The following is an 18,491-nucleotide window of genomic DNA, read 5'->3' on the forward strand; positions in this document are numbered from 1 at the left end:
ACTGTCGGCAATCAGCCGGCGAGAGCGGTGAACGGCGGAAGAGCGGAGGGCCAGGGATGGCCAAGGTGCTCGTTGTCGAGGACGATCCGGACAACCGGCTGCTGCTGGAGCTGAGGCTCCAGCGCATGGGACACGACGTGCTCAGCGCGACCTGCGCGGGCGAGGCACTGGCCCTGATCGGGCTGCACGGGGTGCCCGACCTGGCGGTGCTCGACATCGTCATGGAAGGCATCGACGGGCTGGATCTGCTGATGATCCTGCGCCGCCTTCCGACCAGCGTGTCGATGCCGGCGATCATGCTGACGGCCCGGCAGATGCTGGGCGACGAGCAGGTCGCGGCCGACCTCAACGCCGCGTTCATGCTCAAGCCGATCGTGGCGGCGGACCTGACCCGCGCGGTCGACGCGGCCCTCGCGGCCTGACCCTGCTCAGGCCCGACCCCTGCTCGGGCCCGACCCCTGCTCGGGCCCGACCCCTGATCAGGCCCGACCCCTGATCAGGCCCGACCCCTGCTCAGGCCTGACCCCTCAGGCCCGAGCCCTTCTCGGACCTGCGTCCCTCCTCAGACCTGCCGTCACCCCGAAGGCTCCCGGGGCGACGGCATCCGCGGGAACGACCCGGCGCATCTGGACCTGTCCCGAGTCGTTCCCGTCCTCCCGGCCGGCCGCGGGTTCCCGCCTTTCGCAGAGGCGGGACCCGCGGCTACGTCGGGACCGGCACCCGCGGTCACGTCGGGACCGGCACCCGCGGCTACGTCGGGACCGGTGGCTAGCTAGGCCAGCACCTGTTTCATCATCCGGGTCAGGCTGGCCACCTCGATCGGTTTCTGCATCAGGTGGGCGTGCAGCTCACGTGCCACCCGGCGATCTTCCTGCAGGTCCCGCGCAGTGAGCAGGATGACCGGCAGATCCTTCGACCGGGGCTGCTCGCGGAACCGCCGGAGCAGCTCGATGCCCGAGACGTCGCGCATCACGATGTCCAGCACGACCACGTCCGGCACCCCGTGCCGACGCACGGCCTCCTGGGCATCGTCGGCCGACGCCACGCTGATCACGGTGTGCCCCATCTGGGCCAGCCGGATCTCGAGCAACCTGCGGATGTCTTTCTCGTCCTCGACGACCAATACCTTCGACACGCTGATCCGACCTCCACGGTGAGGAGTCGTACCTGCTGTGGATCGAGCCGTCCGTCCTTCTGCTTGAGCCGGGCGACCTGTGAAAACCCCTGGGTAACGGGCACAACGACCGGGAACGGCCGGATCGGCGTCAGGCGCTGAGGATTTCGCCCAGATGGTCGAGGGGATCGTCGACGCGGGTCTGGGTGTCGAGCACGTCGAGCATCCAGACCCGGAAACCGGCCAGACCCTGCGCGACCATCAGCCGGGTGCGCCAGTCGGCCGGGCGCAGCGGACCACCCGGCGGCACCGCGCGGTTGACCAGGTCGGACGCCAGCTGACGCTCACGGTCGGCAAGCCGCAGGTGCGGGCTGACCCGGTCGGCCTGGGCGGCGGCGTGGTGGAAGGCGGCGAGGGCCGGCCGGTGCTCGAGCACGTACTCGGCCAGGTCGCGCAGCGCGAGGGCGAACACCGACGCCTCGTCGAGCTCCAGCGGCGCGACCGCGAAGATCTCGCGCATCCGGGTGGCCATCGCCCGCGCGGGCTCGGCCAGCAGATCTTCTTTCGTGGCGAAGTAGCGGAAGAACGTGCGCGGGGCGATCTCGGCGGCCCCGCAGATGTCGGCCACCGTCACGCTCTCGTAGCCGTGCTCCGAGAACAACCGCAGCGCCGCTTGCACAGTCTGCGCGCGAGAAGCCGCTCGCTTGCGCTCGCGCAGTCCCTCGCCCGTCACTGTTCCTCCGTCTCGGTGCCCAATGGTGGACGCGTGTGCGCACCTCTGGGGGAAACGAACCGGACGCCCCACGCGTCCCCACACGATTTGTGACCGCCCGCACACTGCTGGGGCAGGGCTGGTCTGGCCGAATGGCTGGGCCCGATCCGGACGGGGGACGCGTCGGGCCGGCGAACGCTACTTGGTTGCCTCGGTCATCAGGTCGCGGAGAACCCCCACACCCATGAGATCGCCCGTGAACTTGAGCTTCTCGCCGCGCGTGCGGTTGTAGAGCCACAGCTCCAGGTCGGACGCCGGGCCGTGGATCGTGGTGGCGGCCCGGCCCTCGGTGGAGATCCGCAGCGACTCGGGCTCGAAGTTGACGAACCACGAGCGGCCGGGCACCCGCACCTCGATCGGGGCGCGGCCCGCCGTGTACTCGTGCGGCTCGATGTCCGTGACGAGCATGGCCGTCAGCACCTCGTCGATGCCGTCCTCGGCCAGCCCGGCCTCGATCTCGGTCGGGGTGTGCACCGCGAGTTCAGCGTCGAAACGGTGCACGGCGGTCTCGTGAGCCATCCGCCGGATCCAGAAGGCCACGTTCTGCTCGGGCGGGAACCAGGTCCAGGCCGGGTCGTGCGGAGGGTGCTTGTCGAAGCAGTCGTCCAGCAGGGCGAACCCGCGTTCGAGAACCTGAACGGGGTCGAGCCCGGACAGGTCGGGCTCCTGCAGCGGACGGGTGTTGAGACGGATGCAGTCGACCTTGTGCAGGTAGACCTCGCCGACGTGCTGCACCAGGTCGGCGAGGGACCAGCCGGGGCACGACGGAACGCTGATCGAGGTCAGGTCGTCGTGCGCCGGAAGCACCGCCCGCAGGCGGGTGTACTCGAGATCCAGGTGACGCCGTAGCGCCGAAGTCTCCATGGGTCCCGATCCTGACAGGGCGGGCGGTGCGGCAGCCACTGGTTAAGGCCATTCCCGCAGTAGGGCTCAGTGCGTGGGCAGCCCGACGAGACCGTCTTCGACGCGGATGGTGTTCAGGTTGCCGGTGAACCAGCGGTACGTGCTCTCCACCCCGTCGCGCAGCGACACCGACGGTGCCCAGCCCATGCCCCGCAGACGCGAGACGTCGAGCAGCTTGCGCGGCGTGCCGTCGGGCTTGGAGGTGTCGAACCGCAGACGTCCTGACCAGCCCACGACATCGGCGATGGTCTCGGCCAGCTCGCGGATGGTGACGTCGATACCGGTGCCGACGTTGATGGTCTCCGGCGAGTCGTAGTTCTCGAGCAGGAAGACCAGCGCCGAGGCCAGGTCGTCGACGTGCAGGAACTCGCGGCGGGGGGTGCCCGAGCCCCAGATCGTCACCTCGTCCACCCCGGCCTGCTTCGCCTCGTGGAAGCGGCGGATCAGGGCCGGCATCACGTGCGAGTTGGTGGCGTCGAAGTTGTCGCCCGGGCCGTACAGGTTGGTCGGCATCGCGCTGATGTAGGGCAGGCCGTACTGCTTGCGGATCGACTGCACCTGCATGATGCCGGCGATCTTGGCGATGGCGTACGCGTCGTTGGTGGGCTCCAGGGCCCCGGTGAGCAGCGACGACTCCTTGATCGGCTGCTCGGCGAACTTCGGGTAGATGCACGAGGAACCCAGGAACAGCAGCCGGGAGACCCCGAACTCGCGGGCCGCGTCCATCAGGTTGACCTGGATCCGCAGGTTGTCGGAGAGGAACTCGGCCGGGTAGGTGTCGTTGGCCAGGATGCCGCCGACCCGCGCCGCCGCGACCACCATCACGTCGGGACGTTTCGCCGAGACGAAGTCCATCGTCGCCTCGCGGTCACGCAGGTCGACCTCCGAGGAGGTGGCCCCGACGAGATGGTCGAAACCCCGCCCGGCCAGCGCTCTCCAGACGGCGGAACCGGCCAGGCCGCGGTGGCCGGCCACGTACACGCTCTGGTCGGGGGTGAGCCGGGCCGGGGAGGGCGACCGCTCGACCGAGAGGTCCGCCGCGGAGGGGGAAGACGGAATCGTGGTCATGACGCCGAACGCTACTGCAGGACCGAAGCTCTGAGTGCCGGATCGGTGACTATCGGTGCATTGCCGATGCGCGTCGTCCTAAGGGGCGCCATGGCGCATCGGGCAAACGCCGGAGGTTGGCAGAACCCGACGGTAATTCCTCTCCGTGATCGTCCCGTCACGCTACGGTACGGCCAGAAGTGACTACTGTGCGAGTCCGATTCGCTGCCGGCAGTGACGCCGGTGGTGGGGTGTCTCGCGGGGCAGCACCGCACACGACGATCTGGGGGCGGCACGTTGGAGACTCCGAAGAAGGCGCTCATCACCGGGATCACCGGGCAGGACGGCTCGTACCTGGCTGAGCTGCTGCTGGAGAAGGGGTACGAGGTGCACGGCATCGTGCGTCGTTCCTCGCAGTTCAACACCGGCCGGATCGATCACCTGTACGTGGACTCGCACGATCCGCGGGCCCGGCTCTTCCTGCACTACGGCGACCTGACCGACGGCTCGCGTCTGGTGACGCTGCTGGACAAGGTGCAGCCGGCCGAGGTGTACAACCTGGCGGCGCAGTCGCACGTGCGGGTGTCGTTCGACGAGCCGGAGTTCACCGGTCTGTCGACGGGCGTGGGCTCCACGCGTCTGCTCGAGGCGATCCGGATGATCGGGCTGGAGTGCCGGTACTACCAGGCCTCGAGCTCGGAGATGTTCGGTGCGACGCCGCCGCCGCAGAACGAGAGCACGCCGTTCTGGCCGCGCAGTCCCTACGGTGCGGCGAAGGTGTACGCGTACTGGATGACGCGCAACTACCGTGAGGCCTACGGGATGTTCGCGACCAACGGCATCCTGTTCAACCACGAGAGCCCGCGTCGTGGTGAGACGTTCGTGACCCGCAAGATCTCGATGGCGGTCTCGAACATCGTCGCGGGCAAGCAGGACTACCTCTACATGGGCAACCTCGACGCGGTGCGGGACTGGGGTTACGCCAAGGACTACGTCGAGGCGATGTGGCTGATGCTGCAGGCCGATCAGCCCGACGACTACGTGGTGGCGACCGGCACGGCGTACACGGTGCGGGACTTCCTGCAGTTCTCGTTCGAGCACGTGAATCTCGACTGGGAGAAGTACGTGCGGTTCGACGAGCGCTACCTGCGCCCGACCGAGGTGGACTCGCTGATCGGTGACGCCTCGAAGGCGCGGGACGTGCTGGGGTGGACGCCGAAGGTGCTCACGCCCGAGCTGGCCCGGCTGATGGTGGACGCCGACATGAACACCATCGACCTGCGCACGAAGCTCCCCGCGCAACTGTGAGCGAGTCGGCCGTTCAGGGAACGCTGCTGACGGCCGACGAGTCGACCGTGGAGAGTCAGGCGCAGTTCCGGCGGGGGATCGAATCCCTGTGGCCGGTCCGGGTGGACGACGCGCCCGGGCCGGCACTGCGTCGTTCCCGGACCCGGCTCTCGCCCGGGATGTTCCGGCGGGTGGCGGGCTGGTTCTCGCCCGTGGTGGAACCGGCCGACCCCCGTAACTCGCCACTGGCCCGGTGGGCCCGCGGTGAGGGCGAGGAGCTCGAGGCGCCGAAACTGCTGAGGCCCGGTGCGGTCGGGGCGCCGCCGCGTTCGGTGCTGGTGATCCGCACCGACGAGGTCGGCGACCTGATGATGACGCTGCCGCTGCTGATGGCGATGCGCGCGGCCTGGCCGCAGGCCCGCGTCACGCTGGTCACCCGGGGTCCGTGGGGCGAGTTGCTGCGGGGCGCGTCACTGGTGGACGACGTGGTCACCTGGGACGTCGAGTCGTGGACCGACTCGCTGGCCGGGCAGGCGCGCTGTTTCCGGTTCGCCCGCAAGCTGATTCGCACCGCCCGCCCGGTGCACGGGCGCTTCGACCTGGCCGTGCTGCCGCGTCGTGACGCGGAGTACTTCGGGGCCCGGTACATCGCCGGTGCCGCCGCCGTGCGCGTGGTGGCGTTCGACCCCGCCGACCGGCTGGGCCCGCTCGGCGCCCCCGAGGTCGAGCAGGAGCGCGAGCTCATCACCGACCTGGTCTGCGCCGGGGAGCCGCTGCACCACGTGGTGCAGCACGGTGAGCGCATCGCCGCCGAGATGGGCCTGACCATCACCCCGGACGCCTACGACGCTCCCGGCCTGGCGCTGATCAGCCCCTCCGACCGGGACGCGGCCCGGATCCTGCTCTCCCCGCTGTCGGCCTCGACCGGCCCGCTGGTCGCGGTGATGCTCAGCAGCCCACGTGCCCGGGGGGTGTGGCCCGCCTACGCGCAGGCGATCAACCAGGTGCGCCGGCATCTTCCGGTGCGGGTGGTGCTGCTCGGCGCCGTCGGTGACGACGCCCTGGCCGAGGACTTCGTGCGCGCCCTGAACCCCACGGTGCCGCTGGTCAGCGCCGTCGGCCGGGCGCCGCTGCGCACGACGCTGGCCGTGCTGGCCGCCGCCGACCTCTACCTCGGGGGCGTCTGCGACACGATGCACCTGGCCTCGTCGGTCGCCACCGCCTGCGTGGCCCTGACTTGCCAGCCCGCTCACGGCAATCCGGTGAGCCCGGACGCGCCGAACCGGATCGGCCCGTGGTCGGCCGGTTCTCAGGTCGTCGGCCCGGTGCGCCCGGCCGAGGGCTGCGGTGACGCGTGCGTCGCCGACGACGCGCACTGCATCAAGAACATCGGGCACGGTTACGTGGCCCGCGCGGTCATCGAGGTGCTGACCGGTTCGGCGATCCCGCCGACCGCCATGGTGCCCGCGCCGTCCCGCTCGCCCGAGCAGCTCGAGGCCCCGGGCCTGACCCCCGCCTGACCCCCCGCCTGAGGCAGGCCGAGGGCGGCCGGTGACCACCGCGTCCGCAAGCCCGCCCCATCGGCCCCCGCCGAAAGAACTTGAGCACGGCCCGTCACCATTCACCCGATCGGCGGTCGCCCGGCCGGTCGCCCGCGGGTGACGCTTGCCGGAAAGTGCGCAGGCTGCGGGAGGGGTGAGGACAACGATGGGGGCACGGCAGTGCGTCGTCATCCCGGTCATCGAGCGTCCCAACGGGATGATCATGACGCCGTCGTCGACGGACGGGGGATTCTTCCCGAGGGTCATCGTCGAGGGACAGGTCCGGTATTCGCGTCTCGTGGTCGACGGCACCGATGAGATCTGGGGCCCGAGTCTGGGTGACGCCCAGGAGCGGGCCGCCGCGCTGAACGCCGAATGGGGCCTGAGCAGCGACGACGTCCTGCAGATCCTGATCGGGTGGCAGGCCGCCCGCGACCAGGAGGACGCCCGCGTCTTCTGCCCCGGCTGCCGCCGTCAGTACGACTGGAGCTCCGGCGACGTCTGCCGGACCTGTGACGCCGAGCGGGGCTAGACCGGCATGGCCCGGCAGTGCGTGGTGATCCCGCTGCTCGAGCACGTCGACGGCCGGATCCAGTACACGACCGCCACCCTCGGCGGCTTCAACGCGCTGGTCGTCGTGGAGGGTCAGGTGCGCGGAGGTCTGCTGAGCGGGCCGAGCGGCCGGCCCACCGTCTGGGGTCCCACCCTGGCCGACGCCATGCGCAAGGTCGTCGAGCAGAACCGCGCCTGGGGTCTGACCGAGGAGGACGTCACCGAGATCCTGGTCAACTTCCAGGCCGCCTACGACCTCGACGCCGGTAGCACCTAATTTTCCTGGTGTTTTCCTTCGGTAACCGAAGCTGCGCGTAGGGTGTCCTCTTACGTCGAGTTGGAGGGACTTGTCGTGGGTGCTCTGATGGTGTCCGAAGGACGCTGGGTGAAGATCGCGCTGATCGCGGCGGTCGCCATCGTGGTCGGGTCGACCATGCTGGTGACGTCGCACCGCGCCCGCACCGGCGCCGTCGAGCTGGAGCAATCCACCGACCAGTGTTCGGTGCCGGTCGAGGAGCGGGTCGGCGGCTGGCTCTGCCCGGCCGGCTGATCCCTCCGGATCCCCGGCCGGCGCCAGCTTCCTGCCCCGGGTGGCGAGGGGTCAGAAGTTCGGGAGGCCCTTGACGTGCCAGCCGACGAGCTCGTTGGCTCGGCGCTCGGAGGTGATGTGCACGTCCCGGGTCGAGATCTGCCGCCAGCCAGACCGTTTCGTGTCCCAGACGTAGCGGGTGTGGGTGACGGTCCAGCCGTGTTCTTCCTCGAAGATGCGCTGGCCGGCGTGCAGGGTCATCAGGACCTTGCCGTCCTTGGTCTGGCGGGTGATCCCGGTGAAGAACCCGTAAGAACTCGAGACCAGGAGCTTCTTCTTGGTCAGCACCCTGACCGGCACGGACTTCTCGTCGCTCTGCCGAACTCCGACCTGGTCCCTGCGGCCGTCACCGTCCACGTCGGCCCGCTTGACGATCCGGCAGTCGCTGAGGCCGGAGCAGACGGTCTTCCCGCCGGCCCCGGCCAGCAGGGGGGGTGGTGAGCGCGAGAGCGGCCAGGGCTCCCAGTCGGGTCCGGCGCCGGAGGCTCATGGGTTCTCCTCATCTGGGTCTCCAGACGAGGACGGTCATCGAACGCACGGCCCTGCGGGACGAGCGGGAGGGTGGTGAAAGACCTGATCGGACGCGAGGTGAACGATCTCAAACCGGGCGGGGCACCGCGAAACCGAAGGGCAGTTCGAGGCGGTACTTCGCCAGCAGAGCCTCGTCCGACAGCATCTCGGCGGTCGGGGCGTCGGCCTGGATCCGGCCGTCGGCCAGGATCAGCGACCGCGGGCACAGCTGCAGCGCGTAGGGCAGGTCGTGGGTGATCATCAGCACCGTCACGTCGAGGTCGAGCAGCACCTCGGCGAGCTCGCGGCGGGAGGCGGGGTCGAGGTTGCTCGAGGGCTCGTCGAGCACCAGGATGTCCGGGTCCATCGCCAGCACGGTCGCGACCGCGGCGCGGCGGCGCTGGCCGAACGAGAGGTGGTGCGGCGGGCGGTCGGCGACGTCGCTCAGTCGCACCGTGGCCAGGGCCTTTTCGACCCGGTCGGCGACCTCGTCGCGGGACAGGCCGAGGTTCCGCGGGCCGAAGGCCACGTCGTCGCGCACGGTGGGCATGAAGAGCTGGTCGTCCGGGTCCTGGAAGACGATCCCGACCCGGCGCCGGATCTCGGCCAGATCGCGCTTGGCCACCGGCATTCCGCTCACCGAGACCGAGCCGGAGGTGGCCGTGTGAATACCGTTCAGGTGCAGCGCCAGGGTGGTCTTGCCCGCGCCGTTCGGGCCGAGCAGGGCCACCCGCTCGCCCTTTTCCAGCGACAGCGTCACCCCGTCCAGGGCCAGGTGGCCGTCCGGATAGCTGAACCGCAGATCCGTGATCGTGACCGTCATGTCAGTACCGCCGTCAGGGTGATGGCCGCGAACAGCAGCGGCAGGCTGAGGCCCGTGGCCCAGGTCGTGAACGATGCCGCCCCGCCGTCGGCAACCGGGATCCGGCCGGTGTAGCCCCGCGACAGCATGGCCAGGTGCACTCGCTCGCCGCGCTCGAAGCAGCGCACGAACAACGCCCCCGCGCTCGTCGCCAGCACCGGCCAGTGACGTAGCCGCCGGGCCTCGAAACCCCGCGACTCCCGGGCGATCCGCATCCGGCGCAGCTCGTCGGCGACCAGGTCGGCGTAGCGGATCATGAAGCTCATGATCTGCACGATCAGCGTCGGCACGCGCAGTTGCTCCAGGCCGGTCAGGACCTCGCGCAGGGGAGTGGTGGCCGCCAGCAGCACCGACACGGCCACGCCGAGCGTCGCCGTGGCCAGCAGCTCCCAGGCGCCCCAGAGCCCTTCGACGCTGACGGGCAGCCCGAGCACGTGCGTGCGCTCACCGCGTGCGACGAACGGCAGCAACAGGGCGAAACCGATGAACGGTACCTCGATCAGGAGCCGCCGGGCGAGCACGGTCAGCGGCAGCCGGGCCACGAGGGCCAGCGCCACGAGCACGACCGCGAACAGCCCGAAGGCCCAGAACCGGTCGCGGGGCGCGGCCACCACGGCGAGCACGGTCAGCACCGCCGCCACGAGCTTCACCTGGGCCGGAAGCCGGTGCAGCGGTGAGGTTCCGGGGAGGTAGAGGGTGTGATGACCGGCGCTCATGGGGTTTCGGCGGTGGACGTTCCGGTCGGCTCGGTCTCCCTGCCCGCCTTCCGGCGGCGCACCAGGAGAACCAGGCCGGACGCGGCCAGGAACGTCACCCCGACCCCGGCCACCCCGGCCAGACCGGTGGAGAGGCGGGGATTGTCGACACCGCTGACGCCGTAGTCGGCCAGGGGAGAGTCGTCGAGGTCGTGATCCTTCGCCTGGCCGGCGATTCCGTGGTCTTCGCTGACCTTCTCCAGGCCGTCGGGGGAGCTGCTCGCATAGTAGCTGACCACCCCGGCGAAGAGCAGGCTGATGGCGAGCAGGGCGACGAGCAGGTTGCGGGTGCGCATTCAGAGCTCCTGGACCATCGGCGCGGGGGACACCGGCTCGCGCCGGAAACGATTGAGGTACACCAGGTCCGGCCGGGCCGAGGCGATCGCCGCCACGGTCAGCCCGGTGATCAGCCCCTCGCCGATGCCGATCAGCACGTGCACCCCGAGCATCGCCGCGGCCACCGTGCCGAGCGGGACGTCGGCCGTGCCCCCGAGGGCGTAGAACCCGACGAACACCAGCGAGGCCACCGGTACGGACACCCCGGCCGCGATGCCCGCCGCCGGCGCCAGGGGGACGCGGGCCCGGAAGAGCAGCAGGGCCAACGGGAATCCGATCAGCACCGTGGCCAGGGACATGTCGGTGATGTTGACCCCGAGCGCGGTGAGCCCGCCGTCCGCGAAGAGCAGCCCTTGCACGAGAAGAACGACGGCCACGCACAACGCCCCGGTCCAGGGCCCGACCAGCACGGCCGCCAGCGCCCCGCCCAGCAGGTGCCCGCTGGTGCCCGCGGCCACCGGGAAGTTCAGCATCTGCACGGCGAACACGTACACCGCGACCAGCCCGGCCAGCGGTGCGGTGCGGTCGTCGAGCTCACGCCGGGCCCCGCGCAGGCACAGGGCGATACCGCCGGCCGCCACGACGCCGGCTGCGATCGAGACCGGCGCGTCGATGAAGCCGTCGGGAGCATGCATGCGCTCAGCGTCACGCAATTGCGCATGCTTTGCAATAAGAGGGGCTCAACGAATGTGCTGCGACCGCGGTTCCCGCTGGGGTGGGACGGAAGGATCCGGCAGCAGCCTCTGGGCCCAGGTACGGAAGGCGCTCACGAGGCGGCCCCGGTCACCGGCCCGTGTGGCCATCACCACGTGCCCCGGCGCGGCGTCCGAGATCGGCACCCCGACCAGGTCGGGCCGGCCGTAGTGGACGGCCCAGGGCACGATCGCGATGGCCTCACCGGCGGCCACGTGCTCGAACTTGTCCTCGAGGCTGGTGATCACCGGACCGCCCGGGGCCGGGCGGCCGTCGGGGCGCGGGTGCATCCGCCAGTAGTCGTTGAACTCCCAGTTCGGCACCTGGGGCACCGGTTCGTCGGCGATGTCGGCCATGGTGATCGACTCCCGCCCGGCCAGGCGGTGCCCGCGGTGCATCACCGCGGCCCGGGGCTCGTCGTAGAGAACCGTGACGTCCAGCCCTTCGGTGCGGAACGGCAGGCGCGCCACCACCAGGTCGACAAGCCCCTCGATCAGGGCGTCCCGGCCGGTGTTCCACTGCACGTGCCGCGCCTCGATCTCGGCGTCGGGGTAGCGTCGGCGCATCTCGGCCACCACCGGGGTGATCACCAGGCCGGGGATGTAGCCGGCGTTCAGACGGCTCGGGTCGGCCGCCGCCCGCGACTCGCCGACCGCCTGGTCGGCCAGGCGCTGCAGGGCCTTCGCCCGGGGCAGGAACGCCTCGCCGGCCCGCGTGAGCCGCGTGCCCCGGGAGGTGCGGTCGAGCAGCCGGGTGCCCACCGCGTCCTCAAGCCGTCTGATCTGCCGGCTCAGCGACGGCTGGCCGATCAGCAGCTGCTGGGCGGCCCGCCCGAAATGCTGCTGCTCGGCCACGGTGACGAAGTACCGCACCAGTCTCAGGTCCAGGTCGGTCATGGCCACCAGCCTAACCACCAGGAGTGATGCCCGAAACGCATGACCGGATGAACAACCGGCCTTGGACGCGGCGCCCGGATGCGCGCAGGGTCGAGGCATGCGCATCTTCCTCACCGGGGCGACCGGCTTCATCGGCTCGCACGTCGCCCGCGAACTGCTGTCCCACGGTCACCAGGTGGTAGGCCTCACCCGTTCCGACGACGGGGCCGCCAAGCTCGAGGCCGCCGGCGTCGAGGTCTACCGAGGCACCATCGACGACCCGGAGACCCTGCGCCGGGGCGCCGCCGAGTCCGACGGCGTGGTGCACACCGCCTTCGACCACAGCAACCTGGCCGACCTCCCGGCCGCCGCCGTCAAGGACCTCGCCGTGTTCGAGGTGCTCGGCCCGGAGGTGACGGGCAAGCCCTTCGTCACCACCTTCGGCACCACGATGCTGACCCCGGGCGCCGTCGTCACCGAGGAGTTCCGGCCGGCCGACCCGCAGGGCCGCGCCCTGGTGGAGGCGAAGACCCTCGCTCTCGGCGGCGTCTCGGTGCGCCCCGCGACCGTCGTGCATGCGCGTCCCAACCTGGGGTTCGTCTCCCTGCTGACCGGAATCGCCCGGGAGAAAGGGGTTTCGGCCTACCCGGGTGACGGTTCCGGCCGCTGGCCCGCCGTGCACGTCACCGATCTCGCCGTGCTCTACCGTCTGGCCGTCGAGAAGACGCCGGGTGCCACGGTTCTGCACGGCATCCAGGAGGAGGGTGTGACGAGCCGGGAGATCGCCGAGGGGATCGGCCGGGTGACCGGTCTGCCGGTCGAGTCCCGCGAGTCGAGCCACTTCGGCTGGCTCGGAGGGCTGTTCGTGCTCGAGGTCCCGGCCTCGAGCGCGATCACCCGGGAGCTGACCGGCTGGGCGCCGACCGGGCCGACCCTGCTCGAGGAGCTTCAGGCCGACTGACGGACGACGAGATGGGTCGGGAGCACGACGTCACCGGCCCGCTCGCCCGGGTTCTCGATCAGACGGCTCAGCGTCTGCACCATCTGCACGCCCATGTCCTCGACCGGCTGGTGGACGGTGGTGAGACTCGGGGTGGTGTGCCGGCTGATCGGGGAGTCGTCGAAACCGACGACCGCCACGTCGTCCGGCACCCGCCGCCCGGCCTGGAGCAACTCGGCCAGGGCGCCGATCGCCATCTGATCGGAGGCGCAGAAGATGGCGTCCAGGGCGGGATCCCGGGCGAGCAGCGTGCGGGCCGCGCGGCGTCCGCTGTTCTCGCTGAAGTCCCCGGCCTCGACCAGGGGCTCGAGACCGTGTGCGGCCAGGGCCTTCACGTACCCCTCGATGCGCTGCCGGCCGGCACTCTGGTCCAGCGGGCCGGTGATCGAGGCGATCCGGCGGCGGCCACTGCCGATCAGGTGCTCGATCGCGAGGGCCGCACCGCCCTCGTTGTCCATGTCGACGAAGGGCAGCGTGACCTCGGAGTGCGGCCGCCCGCCGAGCACCGCCGGAACTCCCCGGGCGGTGAGCTGGGCGGGAAGCGGGTCGTCGTCGTGCAGCGAGAGCAGCAGCACGCCGTCGACGTGCTGCCGGCTCAGGTAGTCGTTGAGCCGGCCGCGGTCGGCCTCGCGGTGCGTCATGGTGAGGAGGAGCTGCCGGGGAGTGTCGGCCATCGCGCTGGTGACCCCTCGCACCACCTGCGCGAAGAACGGCTCCCCGAACAGCCGGTCCTCGGACTCCGAGACCACCAGCGCCACCACGTCGGTGAGCTGCGTGACCAGGGAGCGGGCGGCGCGGTTGGGCACGTAGCCCAGGTCCTGCACCGCCTGCAGCACGGCGTTCCGGGCGGTCTCGCTCACCTGCACCGAGCCGTTGATCACCCGGGACGCCGTGCCCCGCCCGACCCCGGCCCGCTCCGCCACCTCTTCCAGCGTCGGGGGCCGGTTCGGGCTTCGCCTGCTCATCGGGCGATTATGACTGCTCATCCAGTGAACGGGACCGGATCACGCCGGAGTACCAGAGGGCACTGTGCTTGGGCGTGCGCACCTGGGTCTCGTAGTCGACGTGCACGGCGCCGAACCGTTTGGCGTAGCCCTCGGCCCACTCGTAGTTGTCGAAGATCGACCAGAGGAAGTAACCCTGCAGCGGCACCCCGTCGGCGATCGCCCGCTCGCAGGCCGCCAGATGACCCCGCACGTAGTCGATGCGGTCGGCGTCGTGCACCACACCGTCGTCACCCAGCGGGTCGGCGAACGCCGCCCCGTTCTCCGTGATCACGATCGGCACCGCGGGGTACTCCCGCTTCAGGCGGGTGAGCACGTCGTACAGCCCGTCCGGGTCGATCTCCCAGCCCAGGTCGGTCAGCGGCATGCCGTGCCGGACCTCGCGGGCGTGTGCCGCACCCGGGTAGGGCGAGTCGAGCTGACCGGTGCGCTTGTCGACCAGGTCGGGGTGGTCCTCCCGGCCGGTGATGACGTAGCGGGTGTAGTAGTTGACGCCGAGCAGGTCGAGCGGGCGGCTGATGATGTCCAGGTCGCCGTCGCGGACGTCGCCCATCCCGCCGAACTCGGCCGTGTCGTGCAGGATGTCCTGCGGGTAGCGGCCTTTCAGCACCGGGTCGAGGAACAGCCGGTTGTGGAAGCCGTCCACGCGACGGGCGGCGTCGGTGTCCACGGCGTCGTCGGAGGCCGGCTCCACCGCGTACAGGTTGAGCGTGATGCCGACGTGGGCCACGTTCTGCGCCCGCAGCGCGTCGACCGCCAGGCCGTGCCCGAGCAGCAGGTGGTGCACCGAGGACAGCGCGGCCGACGGGTCTTGCAGGCCGGGGGCGTGCCGGCCCGAGGCGTAGCCGATCAGGCTGGAGCAGAACGGCTCGTTCAGCGTGATCCAGTGCTTCACCCGGTCGCCGAGGTGCTCGTGCACCAGGGCCGAGTACTCCGCGAAACGGTAGGCGATGTCCCGGTTCGGCCAGCCGCCCGCGTCCTGCAGGGCCTGCGGCAGGTCCCAGTGGTAGAGCGTGATCCACGGGTCGATGCCCGCGCCGAGCAGCTCGTCGGTCAGCCGGGAGTAGAAGTCCAGGCCGGCCTCGAGCGCCGGGCCCCGCCCCTCGGGCTGGATGCGCGGCCACGACACCGAGAACCGGTACGCCTCCAGGCCGAGCGAGGCCATGATCGCCACGTCGTCCTTGTAGCGGTGGTAGTGGTCGATCGCGACGTCACCGGTGTCGCCGTTCACCACCCGGCCCTCGGTGTGCGAGAAGGTGTCCCAGATCGACGGCCCGCGGCCGCCGAGGGTGGCCGCGCCCTCGATCTGGTAGGCCGCGGTCGCGCCGCCGAAGACGAAGTCGTCGCCGAAACTCATGATTTCACTGCTCCATCCATGATGCCGCTGATCAGCTGGCGGCCGAAGAGCACGACCACCACGAGCAGCGGGAGCGTGGCCATCAGGGTGCCCGCCATGACCAGGGACTGGTCGGTGTAGTAGCCGCTGCTCAGCCGGGAGAGGGCGACCTGCACGGTCGGGTTCTCCGGGCTCAGGGCGACGTAGGGCCAGAGGAAGTCGTTCCAGTAGGTCATGAAGGTGAACAGGCCGAGGATAGCCGCGGCCGGCCGCAGACCGGGCAGGACGACCGACCAGAAGATGCGAATGGTCGAGGCGCCGTCCACCCGGGCGGCCTCGATCAGCTCGTCGGGGATGGCCTGGATCGCGTACTGCCGCATCAGGAAGACGCCGAAACCGCTGGCCAGGTAGGGCAGGATGACCGTGGGCAGGGTGCCCTGGATGCCGAACCAGTCCATCATCATGTAGAGCGGCACGGTGCCCAGCTGCACCGGTACCATCATCGTCAGCACCACCGCGGCCAGCAGCACGTTGCTGCCGCGGAACCGCAGCTTGGCGAAGGCGAACCCGGCCAGGCCGGAGAAGATCACGACGCCGACCGTGATGGTGCCGGCCACGATGAACGAGTTGATCAGGGCCTTGGCGAAGAGCACGTCCGGATTGTCGAACAGCGACGTGATGTGCTCACCGAGGTTGCCGCCGGGGGTGAGAACCGGTGGTGTCTGGACGATCTCGTCGTTGGTACGGGACGCCATGACCAGCATCCAGTACAGCGGGAAGACCGACAGGAAGAACGTGATCACCAGCACCAGGTAGTTCAGCGGGCTGGCCCGGAACAGCTGGTTGTTGCTCTCGGCGACCTTGCGGCGGAGCGGCTTGCGGGCTTCCGTCTCGGCCGGCACGTCAATGATCGTGGTCATGTCTCTCCTCAGTCCGCACCGCTGATCCGGCGGACCAGCCAGATGTTGATGAGCGAGATGATCAGCACGAGCAGGAAGATCATCGCGGCGACGGCCCCGGCGTACCCGAATTCGAACCGGGTGAACCCGTTTTCGATGAGGTACATGGTCAGGGTCTGGAACTGCCGCAGGGTGCCGCCCTGGATCGCGCCGGCGCCCGGGGCGAAGAGCAGCGGTTCGGTGAACAGCTGCACGCCACCGATGATCGAGGTGATCGTGGTGAAGATCAGGGTCGGACGCAGCAGCGGCAGCGTGACCGACCAGAACTGGCGGGTGCGGGACGCGCCGTCGATGGCCGCGGCCTCGTACAGGTCACCCGGGATGGCCTGCATGGCGGCCAGGAAGATCAGGGCGTTGTAGCCGGTCCAGCGCCAGTCGACCATGAACGAGATGGCCAGCCAGCTCGACCAGGTGTGGGCGGTCCAGTCGATCGCGGCCACCCCGACCCAGCCCAGCATCCAGTTGACCAGGCCGAACCCCTTGGCGAAGATCATGCCGAAGATCAGGGTGACGGCCGCCACCGAGGTGACGTTGGGGATGATGACGCCGATCCGGAACAGTGTGCGGGCCCGGATCTTCCGGTTCAGGGTGACGGCCAGCCAGAGCGCCAGCGTGAACTGCGGCACGGTGCTGACCACGAAGATGCCCAGTGTGTTCTTGGCCGCGTTCCAGAACTGCGGGTCCTGCAACAACTTCTGGTAGTTGTCGAGGCCGGTGAAGCTGTGCTCCCCGAGCAGGGGCCAGGCGTGCAGCGACACCCAGAAGGTGTAGAGCAGCGGGAAGGCCCCGAAGATGCCGAAGAGGATGAAGAACGGCGAGACGAACGCGTAGGGAGACCCCTTCTGGTCCCACCGGCTCAGACGGCTCCGCCAGGGGGAGCGCGTCCGAGCCGGGGTGACCGGGATCGTGGTGTCAGACACCCGCCGCGGCCTTGGCGCTCTTGATCGCCTGCTGCCAGCCCTCGTCCGAGCTGCGCTGACCCTGCTCCACGGAGCGCAGGTCGTTCTCGATCGCGTCGCGCACGGCCTGGTTCTTGGCGCCGAGGAAGACCGGCTTCAGGTTCTTGGCGCCCTCGACGAAGATCTCGGCCACCGGGGCGTCACTGAAGTACTCGTTCTTGAAGTCCGCCAGCGCCGGGTTCTCGAAGTTCTTCGGCGACGAGGGCAGGTTGCCCGCCTCGTCGAACGCCGACATCTGGCCCTCGGGGCTGCTCAGGAACTTGGCCAGCTCGACGGCCGCCTCCTGGTGCTTGCTCTGGGTCGGGACGGCCAGGAACGAACCACCCCAGCTGCCGCTGCCCCCGGGGATCGTGGCGATGTCCCACTTACCCTCGCCGTCGGCGCCGGCCTGGCCCTTGATGTTGGCCGTCATCCAGGCGGGGCAGGCGATGGTGGCGAACTTGTCCTGCTTGAAGGCCGCGTTCCACTCGGTGGTGAAGCTCTTCAGGTTGGCCGAGAGACCGGCCGCGAGAACCTTGTTCGTGGTGTCCCAGGCGTTCTTGACGGCCGGGTTGCTGTCGAACGTCAGGTTGTTGCTCTGGTCGAAGTAGGTGTAGCCCGGAGCCTCACCGGCGTACTGCATGAGGATCGAGTTGTAGGTGTTCGTGGCCGAGTCCACGAACTTGGTGTCGCCCTTGGCGCCCTTCAGGAACTTCTCGCCGGTGGCGATGTAGTCGTCCCAGGTCGGCCACAGCTTGGAGACCTCTTCGCGGTCGGTCGGCAGGCCGGCCGCCTTGAACAGGTCGGTGCGGTAGCACATCGCCAGACCGCCGACATCGGTGCCCAGGCCGATCGTGGCCTTCCCGTCGGCCGTGGTGGCCTGGACGTTCTTCCACTCCAGCCAGTTGTCCTTGATGTCGTTGAAGCCCTCGTCCTGGAAGTTCACGAACTTGTCCGGGGCCTGCAGGAACTGGATGATCGCGCCTTCCTCGATCGCGACCACGTCACCGGCGCCGCTGCCCGCGGCGATGCGCTGGGTCAGGGCGTTGGTGTACTTGCCCAGGTCGCCCTCGTTGGACTCGACGATCTTGACGTTCGGGTGCGACGCCTCGTACTCCTTGTAGAGGGCGTCGTAGCCGAACGTCCCGAAGGTCGAGACCTTCAGGGTGATCTGCTCGTCCGAGCCGGAATCACCCTCGTCCGATCCGCAGGCGGCCATCGTCAGAGCGAGACCGGCGACTGCGGCCACGGCGACGAACTGCCGGGCGCCACGCAGGGAGGGGCTCATGGGATTTCTCCTTTCGGGGCCTCTTCGACCCGAGGTGCACGTCAATGTGGGAGCGCTCCCAAACGTGCGCCGTGGGCCGGGGTGCCGTCAAGGGGGTGCATGGGAACGCTCCCATGGTGTTACTTAGTTG

General features: G+C 69.8%; 20 protein-coding genes and 1 pseudogene. 7 read left to right on the top strand and 14 right to left on the bottom strand.

Going from position 1 to position 18,491, the window contains the following annotated elements:
* Nucleotides 1-56 precede the first annotated feature (56 nt).
* A complete protein-coding gene (locus J2S57_RS16955) occupies nt 57-422 on the top strand; it encodes a response regulator (protein ID WP_307243946.1) in 366 nt (121 codons plus the stop codon).
* A gap of 350 nt (nt 423-772) precedes the next feature.
* On the opposite strand, the gene J2S57_RS16960 is transcribed toward J2S57_RS16955, so the two are convergent.
* From J2S57_RS16960 to J2S57_RS16975, 4 genes are all read right to left on the bottom strand, one after another.
* A complete protein-coding gene (locus J2S57_RS16960) occupies nt 773-1,135 on the bottom strand; it encodes a response regulator (protein ID WP_307243948.1) in 363 nt (120 codons plus the stop codon).
* A gap of 130 nt (nt 1,136-1,265) precedes the next feature.
* Nucleotides 1,266-1,847: a TetR/AcrR family transcriptional regulator gene (locus J2S57_RS16965; RefSeq protein WP_307243950.1), complete on the bottom strand. Its 582-nt coding sequence runs from the start codon at nt 1,845-1,847 to the stop codon at nt 1,266-1,268.
* 177 nt (nt 1,848-2,024) lie between these two features.
* Nucleotides 2,025-2,750 (bottom strand): maleylpyruvate isomerase family mycothiol-dependent enzyme, encoded by a 726-nt coding sequence (locus J2S57_RS16970; protein ID WP_307243952.1) that lies wholly within the window; start codon nt 2,748-2,750, stop codon nt 2,025-2,027.
* A 66-nt stretch (nt 2,751-2,816) separates the two neighbouring features.
* A complete protein-coding gene (locus tag J2S57_RS16975; RefSeq protein WP_307243955.1) occupies nt 2,817-3,857 on the bottom strand; it encodes a GDP-L-fucose synthase family protein in 1,041 nt (346 codons plus the stop codon).
* A 276-nt stretch (nt 3,858-4,133) separates the two neighbouring features.
* Here J2S57_RS16975 and gmd point away from each other — a divergent pair, with 276 nt between their 5' ends.
* The 5 genes from gmd (at nt 4,134) to J2S57_RS17000 (ending at nt 7,766) form a co-directional block, all read left to right on the top strand.
* Nucleotides 4,134-5,144, top strand: coding sequence for a GDP-mannose 4,6-dehydratase (gene gmd, locus J2S57_RS16980; protein WP_307243957.1), 1,011 nt, complete (start codon nt 4,134-4,136; stop codon nt 5,142-5,144).
* On the top strand, nt 5,141-6,643 hold the full coding sequence (locus J2S57_RS16985; RefSeq protein ID WP_307243960.1) for a glycosyltransferase family 9 protein: 1,503 nt from the start codon (nt 5,141-5,143) through the stop codon (nt 6,641-6,643). Before gmd ends, J2S57_RS16985 begins: the two co-directional genes overlap by 4 nt.
* Nucleotides 6,644-6,830: 187 nt before the next feature.
* Nucleotides 6,831-7,196 (top strand): hypothetical protein, encoded by a 366-nt coding sequence (locus tag J2S57_RS16990; RefSeq protein ID WP_307243962.1) that lies wholly within the window; start codon nt 6,831-6,833, stop codon nt 7,194-7,196.
* A 6-nt stretch (nt 7,197-7,202) separates the two neighbouring features.
* Entirely contained in the window at nt 7,203-7,493 is a 291-nt protein-coding gene (locus J2S57_RS16995) for a hypothetical protein (RefSeq protein WP_307243964.1), read from the top strand.
* Nucleotides 7,494-7,568: 75 nt separating this feature from the next.
* Entirely contained in the window at nt 7,569-7,766 is a 198-nt protein-coding gene (locus J2S57_RS17000; RefSeq protein WP_307243966.1) for a hypothetical protein, read from the top strand.
* A 51-nt stretch (nt 7,767-7,817) separates the two neighbouring features.
* Here the strand turns inward: J2S57_RS17000 and J2S57_RS17005 are convergent, their stop codons facing one another.
* The 5 genes and pseudogenes from J2S57_RS17005 to J2S57_RS17030 all read right to left on the bottom strand — a co-directional run bounded on the left by J2S57_RS17005 (nt 7,818) and on the right by J2S57_RS17030 (nt 11,857).
* A complete protein-coding gene (locus J2S57_RS17005) occupies nt 7,818-8,105 on the bottom strand; it encodes a hypothetical protein (protein WP_307243968.1) in 288 nt (95 codons plus the stop codon).
* 298 nt (nt 8,106-8,403) lie between these two features.
* Entirely contained in the window at nt 8,404-9,138 is a 735-nt protein-coding gene (locus tag J2S57_RS17010) for an energy-coupling factor ABC transporter ATP-binding protein (RefSeq protein WP_307243970.1), read from the bottom strand.
* Entirely contained in the window at nt 9,135-9,893 is a 759-nt protein-coding gene (gene cbiQ, locus J2S57_RS17015; RefSeq protein WP_307243972.1) for a cobalt ECF transporter T component CbiQ, read from the bottom strand. The genes J2S57_RS17010 and cbiQ overlap by 4 nt, the downstream gene beginning before the upstream one ends.
* A pseudogene (locus J2S57_RS17025) lies at nt 9,890-10,903 on the bottom strand (energy-coupling factor ABC transporter permease). The gene cbiQ and the pseudogene J2S57_RS17025 overlap by 4 nt, the downstream one beginning before the upstream one ends.
* 45 nt (nt 10,904-10,948) lie before the next feature.
* Nucleotides 10,949-11,857 carry a LysR family transcriptional regulator gene (locus J2S57_RS17030; RefSeq protein ID WP_307243979.1) on the bottom strand — a complete coding sequence of 303 codons (909 nt, stop codon included), beginning with the start codon at nt 11,855-11,857 and terminating at the stop codon, nt 10,949-10,951.
* 97 nt (nt 11,858-11,954) lie between these two features.
* On the opposite strand from J2S57_RS17030, the gene J2S57_RS17035 reads away from it, so the two are divergent.
* Complete coding sequence (locus J2S57_RS17035; protein WP_307243982.1) at nt 11,955-12,797, top strand: SDR family oxidoreductase; 843 nt, start codon at nt 11,955-11,957, stop codon at nt 12,795-12,797.
* Here the strand turns inward: J2S57_RS17035 and J2S57_RS17040 are convergent.
* Genes J2S57_RS17040 through J2S57_RS17060 form a run of 5 tightly spaced genes read right to left on the bottom strand, consistent with a single transcriptional unit; the run spans nt 12,785 to nt 18,361 of the window.
* Nucleotides 12,785-13,801: a LacI family DNA-binding transcriptional regulator gene (locus J2S57_RS17040; protein ID WP_307243985.1), complete on the bottom strand. Its 1,017-nt coding sequence runs from the start codon at nt 13,799-13,801 to the stop codon at nt 12,785-12,787. The two genes, J2S57_RS17035 and J2S57_RS17040, sit on opposite strands and share 13 nt — an antisense overlap.
* Before the next feature lie 7 nt (nt 13,802-13,808).
* Complete coding sequence (locus tag J2S57_RS17045; RefSeq protein ID WP_307243987.1) at nt 13,809-15,197, bottom strand: GH1 family beta-glucosidase; 1,389 nt, start codon at nt 15,195-15,197, stop codon at nt 13,809-13,811.
* Nucleotides 15,194-16,096 carry a carbohydrate ABC transporter permease gene (locus J2S57_RS17050; protein ID WP_307243988.1) on the bottom strand — a complete coding sequence of 301 codons (903 nt, stop codon included), beginning with the start codon at nt 16,094-16,096 and terminating at the stop codon, nt 15,194-15,196. Before J2S57_RS17050 ends, J2S57_RS17045 begins: the two co-directional genes overlap by 4 nt.
* 8 nt (nt 16,097-16,104) lie before the next feature.
* The gene (locus J2S57_RS17055; protein WP_307243991.1) at nt 16,105-17,055 is read right to left on the bottom strand and encodes a carbohydrate ABC transporter permease; all 951 of its coding nucleotides are present in this window, start codon (nt 17,053-17,055) and stop codon (nt 16,105-16,107) included.
* A complete protein-coding gene (locus J2S57_RS17060; protein WP_307243993.1) occupies nt 17,048-18,361 on the bottom strand; it encodes an ABC transporter substrate-binding protein in 1,314 nt (437 codons plus the stop codon). Before J2S57_RS17060 ends, J2S57_RS17055 begins: the two co-directional genes overlap by 8 nt.
* Nucleotides 18,362-18,491: the final 130 nt, after the last annotated feature.

Source organism: Kineosporia succinea, from assembly GCF_030811555.1.
Lineage (GTDB): Bacteria > Actinomycetota > Actinomycetes > Actinomycetales > Kineosporiaceae > Kineosporia > Kineosporia succinea.

What these genes read in the sequence shown, in the direction of transcription:
- J2S57_RS16955 (WP_307243946.1), top strand. Translation starts at nt 57, where the DNA reads ATGGCCAAGGTGCTCGTTGTCGAGGACGATCCGGACAACCGGCTGCTG.
- J2S57_RS16970 (WP_307243952.1), bottom strand. Translation starts at nt 2,750, where the DNA reads ATGGAGACTTCGGCGCTACGGCGTCACCTGGATCTCGAGTACACCCGC.
- J2S57_RS16975 (WP_307243955.1), bottom strand. Translation starts at nt 3,857, where the DNA reads ATGACCACGATTCCGTCTTCCCCCTCCGCGGCGGACCTCTCGGTCGAG.
- J2S57_RS16990 (WP_307243962.1), top strand. Translation starts at nt 6,831, where the DNA reads ATGGGGGCACGGCAGTGCGTCGTCATCCCGGTCATCGAGCGTCCCAAC.
- J2S57_RS16995 (WP_307243964.1), top strand. Translation starts at nt 7,203, where the DNA reads ATGGCCCGGCAGTGCGTGGTGATCCCGCTGCTCGAGCACGTCGACGGC.
- J2S57_RS17010 (WP_307243970.1), bottom strand. Translation starts at nt 9,138, where the DNA reads ATGACGGTCACGATCACGGATCTGCGGTTCAGCTATCCGGACGGCCAC.
- cbiQ (WP_307243972.1), bottom strand. Translation starts at nt 9,893, where the DNA reads ATGAGCGCCGGTCATCACACCCTCTACCTCCCCGGAACCTCACCGCTG.
- J2S57_RS17030 (WP_307243979.1), bottom strand. Translation starts at nt 11,857, where the DNA reads ATGACCGACCTGGACCTGAGACTGGTGCGGTACTTCGTCACCGTGGCC.
- J2S57_RS17035 (WP_307243982.1), top strand. Translation starts at nt 11,955, where the DNA reads ATGCGCATCTTCCTCACCGGGGCGACCGGCTTCATCGGCTCGCACGTC.
- J2S57_RS17040 (WP_307243985.1), bottom strand. Translation starts at nt 13,801, where the DNA reads ATGAGCAGGCGAAGCCCGAACCGGCCCCCGACGCTGGAAGAGGTGGCG.
- J2S57_RS17045 (WP_307243987.1), bottom strand. Translation starts at nt 15,197, where the DNA reads ATGAGTTTCGGCGACGACTTCGTCTTCGGCGGCGCGACCGCGGCCTAC.
- J2S57_RS17050 (WP_307243988.1), bottom strand. Translation starts at nt 16,096, where the DNA reads ATGACCACGATCATTGACGTGCCGGCCGAGACGGAAGCCCGCAAGCCG.
- J2S57_RS17060 (WP_307243993.1), bottom strand. Translation starts at nt 18,361, where the DNA reads ATGAGCCCCTCCCTGCGTGGCGCCCGGCAGTTCGTCGCCGTGGCCGCA.